Below are 7,684 nucleotides of genomic sequence, written 5' to 3'. Positions count from 1 at the left end.
TTCCGCTGGAATTTTTCTTTTGCCATGATTTCTCCGAAAGAGCAAAACCTGTGTGATGTTTAAGGTCTGCACCCCATTGCTTGGTCGCCCCGCACAGGTGACAGGGCGGCATGGGATCGCAGACCGGCAAAAACCGCAGCACCCCGGCGCCAAAACGCCTGGGTGCTGCGATTCAAAAGCCTTCAATTATACAAAAAAGCTTACTTCGAGCGAGCAGCAACGATGGCTTCAGCCACGTTACGGGGAGCTTCAGAGTAGTGCTTGAACTCCATCGTGTACGTAGCGCGGCCTTGCGTCTGCGAGCGCAGCGACGTGGCGTAGCCGAACATTTCCGACAGAGGCACTTCAGCCTTGATGGACTTGCCGCCGCCGGCCATGTCGTCCATGCCCTGCACCATGCCACGACGCGAGGACAGATCGCCCATCACGGTACCGGCGTAGTCTTCGGGCGTCTCGACTTCCACAGCCATCATGGGTTCCAGGATGACGGGGCTGGCCTTGCGGGCAGCTTCCTTGAAACCGAAGATGGCGGCCATCTTGAACGCCATTTCGTTCGAGTCCACATCGTGGTACGAACCGAAGGTCAGCGTGACCTTCACGTCCACGACGGGGTAGCCAGCCAGCACGCCGGAAGTCAGCGCTTCGATCACGCCCTTCTCGACTGCGGGGATGTATTCGCGAGGAACCACACCGCCCTTGATGGCGTCGACGAACTCGAAGCCCTTGCCGGGTTCCTGGGGTTCGACCGTGAACACCACGTGGCCGTACTGACCCTTACCACCGGACTGGCGAACGAACTTGCCGTCCACGTCCACGACCTTCTGGCGAATGGTTTCGCGGTAGGCAACCTGGGGCTTGCCCACGTTGGCTTCCACGTTGAATTCGCGCTTCATGCGGTCAACGATGATTTCCAGGTGCAGCTCGCCCATGCCGGCGATGATGGTCTGGCCCGATTCTTCGTCGGTACGCACGCGGAACGACGGATCTTCTGCAGCCAGGCGCGACAGGGCGATACCCATCTTTTCCTGGTCGGCCTTGGACTTGGGCTCCACGGCCTGTGCAATCACGGGCTCGGGGAAGACCATGCGTTCCAGCACGATGGGGGCGTCCACGGAGCACAGCGTTTCGCCGGTCGTCACGTCCTTCAGGCCCACGCAGGCAGCGATGTCGCCGGCGCGGATTTCTTCGACTTCCACGCGCTCGTTGGCCATCATCTGCACGATACGGCCGATGCGTTCCTTCTTGCCCTTGACCGAGTTGAACACGGTGTCGCCCTTGGTCAGGACGCCCGAGTACACGCGCACGAAAGTCAGCTGACCGACGAACGGGTCGGTCATCAGCTTGAAGGCCAGTGCCGCAAACTTTTCACCGTCGTCGGCCTTGCGGCTGAGCTTGGTTTCTTCGTTTTCGGGATCGGTACCGGTGACGTCAGGGATGTCCACAGGCGCCGGCAGGTAGTCGATCACGGCGTCCAGCATGCGCTGCACACCCTTGTTCTTGAAAGCGGTACCGCACAGCATGGGCTGGATTTCGGTAGCCAGCGTACGAGCGCGCAGGCCGGCCTTCACGTCTTCTTCGGACAGAGTACCTTCTTCCAGGTACTTGTTCATCAGCTCTTCGCTGGCTTCAGCGGCGGCTTCCACGAGGTTCTCACGCCACTTGTTGGCGGTCTCCACCAGCTCGGCGGGGATCTCGTGGTATTCGAACTTCATGCCTTGCGAGGCTTCGTCCCAGATGATGGCCTTCATCTTGACGAGGTCGACCACGCCCTTGAAGTTGTCTTCGGCGCCGATCGGGATCACGACGGGCACGGGGTTGGCCTTCAGGCGCAGCTTCATCTGGTCAACGACCTTGAAGAAGTTGGCGCCGGTACGGTCCATCTTGTTCACGAAGGCCAGACGGGGCACCTTGTACTTGTTGGCTTGGCGCCACACGGTTTCCGACTGGGGCTGCACGCCGCCCACGGCGCAGTACACCATGCAGGCGCCGTCCAGCACGCGCATGGAACGCTCCACCTCAATGGTGAAGTCCACGTGGCCGGGGGTGTCGATGATGTTGAAACGGTGCTCGGGGTAGGACAGGTCCATGCCCTTCCAGAAGCAGGTCACTGCAGCGGAAGTGATGGTGATGCCGCGCTCTTGCTCTTGCTCCATCCAGTCGGTCGTAGCAGCGCCGTCGTGCACTTCGCCCAGCTTGTGGGTCACACCGGTATAGAACAGGATACGTTCCGTGGTGGTGGTTTTGCCTGCGTCGATGTGGGCGGAGATACCGATGTTGCGGTAGCGCTCGATGGGGGTCTTGCGAGCCATGATGGATCCTTGATCGTATGGAGGGAGTCTCTGCCCGTTCCAGCCTCATGGTGCAGACGGACAGCAGTCTTATCTGGGGATGCTCCTAATCGAGACAAGGCCGCAGGCAAAAATGCATGCGGCCTGTCTGATCGGGAGCGAAGTGCTCTTAGAAGCGGAAGTGGCTGAATGCCTTGTTGGCTTCGGCCATGCGGTGAACTTCGTCACGGCGCTTCATGGCGCCGCCACGGCCTTCGGTGGCCTCGAGCAGTTCGTTGGCCAGGCGCTGGGCCATGGACTTCTCGCCGCGCTTGCGGGCGGCTTCCTTCAGCCAACGCATGGACAGAGCCAGGCGACGCACGGGGCGCACTTCGACGGGCACTTGGTAGTTGGCACCGCCAACACGGCGGGACTTCACTTCGACCATGGGCTTGACGTTGTTGATGGCAACAACGAAGGCTTCCAGCGGGTCTTTGTCAGGGTGCTTCTTTTGAATCAGGTCCAGGGCACCGTAGATGATGCGTTCTGCGACCGCCTTCTTGCCGCCTTCCATGATCACGTTCATGAACTTGGACAGCTCGACATTGCCGAACTTGGGATCCGGCAGGATTTCACGTTTGGGGACTTCGCGACGACGTGGCATTTTTTACCTCTATCTTGCTTCAGTTGGCATCTTTTCAGACACCGCGAGAGTCAACAGGACTCCCACTTACTCGACCCGCGCAAAACACTTGCGTTTGGGGTCACTACGCTGAATCTCGCGCCACGCGGGATACAGCACCTTCCTCGAAAAAACGCAGGGCTTACTTGGCCTTGGGCTTCTTCGCGCCGTACTTGGAACGGGATTGCTTGCGGTCCTTGACGCCTTGCAGGTCAAGGGAGCCACGCACGATGTGGTAACGCACACCGGGCAAGTCCTTCACACGGCCGCCGCGCACCAGAACAACGCTGTGCTCTTGCAGGTTGTGGCCTTCACCACCGATGTAGGAGATGACCTCGAAGCCGTTGGTCAGGCGCACCTTGGCAACCTTACGCAGAGCGGAGTTAGGCTTCTTAGGCGTCGTGGTGTACACACGGGTGCACACGCCGCGGCGCTGAGGGCAGTTTTCCATAGCAGGGCTCTTGGATTTGACAACTTCGACCGTGCGGCCCTGACGCACGAGTTGGTTAATGGTTGGCATTAATAAACGTCCCTAAACGTGAATTGCTTGCGAAAAGCGAAAACGTGAATCCCTTCGGAAATTCCGAAAAGCCCTCGACTGTACCAGCTTGCGGGAGATCGCACAACTGCACCCCCTCCAAGCCAGTACGCGAGGGCCTGCGCGACAGGCGCGGGGCTTACTTGATCCAGAGGCGGATCGCATCCCAGGCACGGCCGAAGAAGCCCGCCTGCTCCACGCCTTCCAGCGCCACCAGCGGCACTTCGGCCACGGTGTCGGCACCCATCTTGACCTTGAGCGTGCCCATGGCCTGGCCCTTGGTGAACGGGGCGATCAGCGGGTCCTGGCGCACGACTTCGGTGCTCAGCTTGCCGCCGCTGCCGGCCGGCACGGTGACCACGATGGGCGTGGTGCGGCCGATCTTGACGGTGTTCGCCTTGCCCTTCCAGACTTCGGGCGTGGCCACGGCCTGCTCGGCATCGAACAGCTTGACCGAATCGAAGGCCGCATAGCCCCAGTTCAGCAGCTTCTGGCTTTCATTGGCACGCGCGTTCTCGCTGGCCGCGCCCAGCACGATGGAGATCAGGCGGCGGCTGCCCACGTTGGGCAGGTCGCGCTTGGCGGTGGCCACCAGGCAGTAGCCGGCGGCGGCCGTGTGGCCGGTCTTGAGGCCATCGACAGTCGGGTCGCGGAACAGCAGCGAGTTGCGGTTGGTGCCGTTGGAGGCCGGCGTGCCCGGATAGAAGTACTTCTTGGTCGAGTAGTAGTGCATGTACTCGGGGAAGTCCTGCATCAGGCGCTGGGCGAGGATGGACAGGTCGCGCGCCGTGGTCAGGTGGCCGGGCTCGGTCAGGCCTTCGGGGTTCTTGTAGCTGGTGTTCTTCATGCCCAGCGCCTTGGCCTGCTCGTTCATGAGCCGCACGAAGTTCTCGGCCGAGCCGCCCACGCCTTCGGCCAGGGCCATGGTGGCGTCGTTGCCGGACTGCACGATCATGCCCTTGACCAGGTCATCGACCGGCACCTGCATCTTGGGGTCGATGAACATGCGCGAGCCGGGCATCTTCCAGGCGCGCTCGCTCACGGGCAGGCGCTGCTCCAGCGTGATCTTCTTGGCGCGCAGCGCGTCGAAGACCAGGTAGCCGGTCATCAGCTTGGTCAGCGAGGCCTGCTCGATGGGCGCATCGATGTCCTTGGCGCCCAGCACCTGATTGGCGGTGACATCGACCAGCAGATAGTTGCGCGCCGCGATTTCGGGCGGCTGGGGCGGGGTGATCTGCGCCAGCGCCAGGGCCGGCGCCATGGCGGCCGCCAGTGCCAGGACTCGCAGCGTGGAGGAAAGTGGCTTCATGAGGAAAACTCTCGCTAAAGGGCAGGGAATGCAGGAAAGGCGAAAACATGCCCGCCCGATGGGGCAGGCCTGTTGAGCAGCGGCGCGGGCCGCTAGGGGAGTGAGCGCAAATGGCGGACCACGAGGCTTTTGAGCAGCGGCAATTGTCCGTGAAAGAAATGACCGCCCCCGGGCACGACGGTAACAGGCAGTATCTGCGGGCGCGCCCAGTCCATGACGGCAGACAGAGGCACCGTGTCATCGGCTTCGCCGTGCACCACCAGGGTCCGGTCATGGGCTTCGGGCGGGACAGGCGCCACGGTGAAACGGCTGGCCGCCGTTCCCACCAGCACCGCCTTTTCCACCCGGCCCTCGCTCCAGAGCCCCGCCAGCACATGGCTGGTGACGAAGGCCCCGAATGAGAAGCCGGCCAGCGCGATCGGTCCTTCGGGGGCGACCTGGCGGACCACGGACAGCATGTCCTGGGCCTCGCCGACGCCTGCGTCGTGCTCGCCGGCACTGGCGCCCACGCCGCGGAAGTTGAATCGCACGGCCGTGTAGCCGCACTGCACGAAGGCACGCGCCAGGGTCTGCACCACCTTGTTGTCCATGGTGCCGCCGAACAGCGGATGGGGGTGGGCGATGATGGCCACGCCGCGCGGCGGTGCATCGGTGGCCGGCGCATCGCGCAGGGCCTCCACGGCCCCGGCAAGGCCGGTCAAGGTCAAACGTTCGGTCTGCGCATTCACAATCGCTATCCTAGTAGTAGCAGCCAATCCAAGCTGACAAAGCACTGATGCCCGGAAAGGCCCAAAGTTCCAGCCGGTGCTCAGCGGCCCACGTCGGGCGGCAGCAGCAGGCGCTCCACGGGCTGGCCGTTCTTGAGGTGGGACTCGACGATCTCGTCGATGTCGGACTCGTCCACGAAGGTGTACCAGGTGCCTTCGGGGTAGACCACGGCCACGGGACCGCCCGCGCACCGGTCCAGGCAACCGGCCTTGTTCACGCGCACCTGGCCCTTGCCGGCCAGGCCCAGCTGCTTGACCTGCTTCTTGCCGTGGTCAAAGCCTGCCTTGGCGCCGTGCAGCGCACAGCAGTCCTCGCCGTTGGGCCTCTCGTTGAGGCAAAAGAAGATGTGGCGCGCATAGTAGTTGCCTGCGCCTTGCTGGCCGCTGTCGGCCCCGGGACGTGGGTGTTCGCTCATGGAGCGGATTCTAGGCCTGCGGCACTGCAGGCGCCGGGGGCGGCGGCGGTGCCGCATCGCGGCGCGCCAGCCTGAGCAGCACATAGACCAGGGTCGCATAGGGCCACAGCCAGCCCAGCCACTGGCCCAGCCCGTAGAAGCGGATGAAGCGGCCCTGCTCCCAGGCCTGCAGCGTTTCCGAGAAATAGGCGCTGGTGGGCGCCTGGTTCAGGATGCTCAATTGCAGCACTAGCACCAGCAGCAAGAGGGCCGCACAGGCCCGGCGCGGCAGCGGCATGGCCACCATGGCCAGGCCCAGGCCACCCCACACGCCCATGCGCACCGGCAGGTCCACCCACTCCCAGGCATGGGCCGGCCCCCAGCTCAGCGCAGCCGACAGTGCCGAGACACCGATGCCGATCACCACCGCAGAGCCCGCCAGCATGGCGCGCCGGCCCATGTGGCGCATCACGCAGTAGGCCAGCAGACAGGGCACCCACAGGCCCAGCATCACGCACAGCATCTCGGTCACGGGCGACAGCGGCGTCAGGGCCGACTCGCGCAGCGGCAGCCACATGAGGAAGGGCGTGCCTTCGAGCAGATCCAGCAGCCCCTGCTCCAGCCGCTCCAGCACCTGGCCCAGGCCAAAGGGCACGGCGGCGGGAAAGAGCAGCGCCCAGGGCCACAGTGCCAGCAGCACCATGGCGCCGCCGCCGTCCTCGCCCAGCCAGTGGGTGCGAAAGGCGCTCCAGCGCGCCAGCGCGCCCAGCCGCTCCAGCAGCAGCGCCACCAGCGCCCCCAGCAGGGTGCCGCCCGCATTGAGCACCAGGTCCAGGTTGGAGGGAACGCGCCGCGGCAGGTAGATCTGCAGGAACTCCATGCCCAGCGACAGCAGCGTGCCTGCCAGCGCTGCCAGCGGCACGGCCGCGCGCGGGCTGCCGCTGCGCACCAGGGCCAGCGCCAGGAAAAAGCCCAGCGGCGCGTAGCCGACGATATTGATGTTGATGTCGAACCAGGTCCAGTACGGCGGCGGGATCTTTGCCGTCAGGAAGACCAGCGGATCAATGCCCTGGGCACGCCAGCCATCGAAAGGAAACAGGCTGGCGAAAACGATGAGCACCGCATAGACCAGCGCCAGCGGCCAGGCCGAAGTCTTTTGCACCACGCCCTGCCTCCCTCTTCGTTGGATCGGTTTCTCAGAAAGGTTTGACGACCACCAGGATGACGATGGCCACCAGCAGCAGCACCGGCACCTCGTTGAAGAAGCGGAACCAGCGGTGGCTGTGCTGGTCCCGGTTGTCGATCAGCTTGCGCAGCAGGCGCGCGCAGGCGTGGTGGTAGCCGATGACCAGCAGCACGCCGGCCAGCTTGGCATGCATCCAGCCGTTGCCCGGCCCCTTGCCGATGCCGTAGCCCAGGTACAGCCACAGGCCCAGGCCCAGTGCGGGCACGGCCAGCAGCGTGGTGAAGCGCAGCAGCTTGCGTGCCATCAGCAGCAGGCGCTCGCGCTCGGCCACCGAGCCGGGCGTGACCATGGCCACGTTGACGAAGATGCGAGGCAGATAGAACAGGCCCGCGAACCAGCTTGCCACGAAAACGATATGAAAGGCTTTGACCCACAGCATGCGGGCAGTGTACGTGCGTACAGGGGTGCGCCAGGCTGCGCAGGCGCAAAAGCCGAGTCCCGCGTGCCGGCGTCGTCGCAAGGGTTGCGGGGCCTGCGGCG

At 64.0% G+C, this 7,684-nt stretch carries 8 protein-coding genes; all 8 read right to left on the bottom strand.

What is annotated here, in order from left to right; genetic code table 11:
- Positions 1–200: 200 nt before the first annotated feature.
- Positions 201–2,309, bottom strand: coding sequence for an elongation factor G (gene fusA / locus INR38_RS28415; protein WP_013800248.1), 2,109 nt, complete (start codon positions 2,307–2,309; stop codon positions 201–203).
- A 148-nt stretch (positions 2,310–2,457) separates the two neighbouring features.
- Positions 2,458–2,931, bottom strand: coding sequence for a 30S ribosomal protein S7 (rpsG, locus tag INR38_RS28410; RefSeq protein ID WP_012202326.1), 474 nt, complete (start codon positions 2,929–2,931; stop codon positions 2,458–2,460).
- 160 nt (positions 2,932–3,091) lie between these two features.
- Positions 3,092–3,469 (bottom strand): 30S ribosomal protein S12, encoded by a 378-nt coding sequence (gene rpsL / locus INR38_RS28405; protein ID WP_012202325.1) that lies wholly within the window; start codon positions 3,467–3,469, stop codon positions 3,092–3,094.
- Between the two features lie 157 nt (positions 3,470–3,626).
- Positions 3,627–4,796 (bottom strand): D-alanyl-D-alanine carboxypeptidase family protein, encoded by a 1,170-nt coding sequence (locus tag INR38_RS28400; RefSeq protein ID WP_013800247.1) that lies wholly within the window; start codon positions 4,794–4,796, stop codon positions 3,627–3,629.
- Positions 4,797–4,888: 92 nt separating this feature from the next.
- On the bottom strand, positions 4,889–5,524 hold the full coding sequence (locus INR38_RS28395) for an alpha/beta fold hydrolase (RefSeq protein ID WP_207444596.1): 636 nt from the start codon (positions 5,522–5,524) through the stop codon (positions 4,889–4,891).
- Positions 5,525–5,604: 80 nt separating this feature from the next.
- Positions 5,605–5,979 carry a (2Fe-2S) ferredoxin domain-containing protein gene (locus INR38_RS28390; RefSeq protein ID WP_207444597.1) on the bottom strand — a complete coding sequence of 125 codons (375 nt, stop codon included), beginning with the start codon at positions 5,977–5,979 and terminating at the stop codon, positions 5,605–5,607.
- A gap of 10 nt (positions 5,980–5,989) precedes the next feature.
- Positions 5,990–7,123, bottom strand: coding sequence for a VanZ family protein (locus INR38_RS28385; RefSeq protein ID WP_065346893.1), 1,134 nt, complete (start codon positions 7,121–7,123; stop codon positions 5,990–5,992).
- Between the two features lie 31 nt (positions 7,124–7,154).
- Positions 7,155–7,583, bottom strand: a complete 429-nt coding sequence (locus INR38_RS28380) for a CopD family protein (protein WP_013800243.1) — start codon at positions 7,581–7,583, stop codon at positions 7,155–7,157.
- Positions 7,584–7,684: the final 101 nt, after the last annotated feature.

The organism is Delftia sp. SD018 (genome assembly GCF_017355445.1).
GTDB lineage: Bacteria > Pseudomonadota > Gammaproteobacteria > Burkholderiales > Burkholderiaceae_C > Comamonas > Comamonas acidovorans.
Note: the sequence above shows the minus strand (reverse complement) of the source record. Positions and strands in the feature narration are given on the sequence as shown.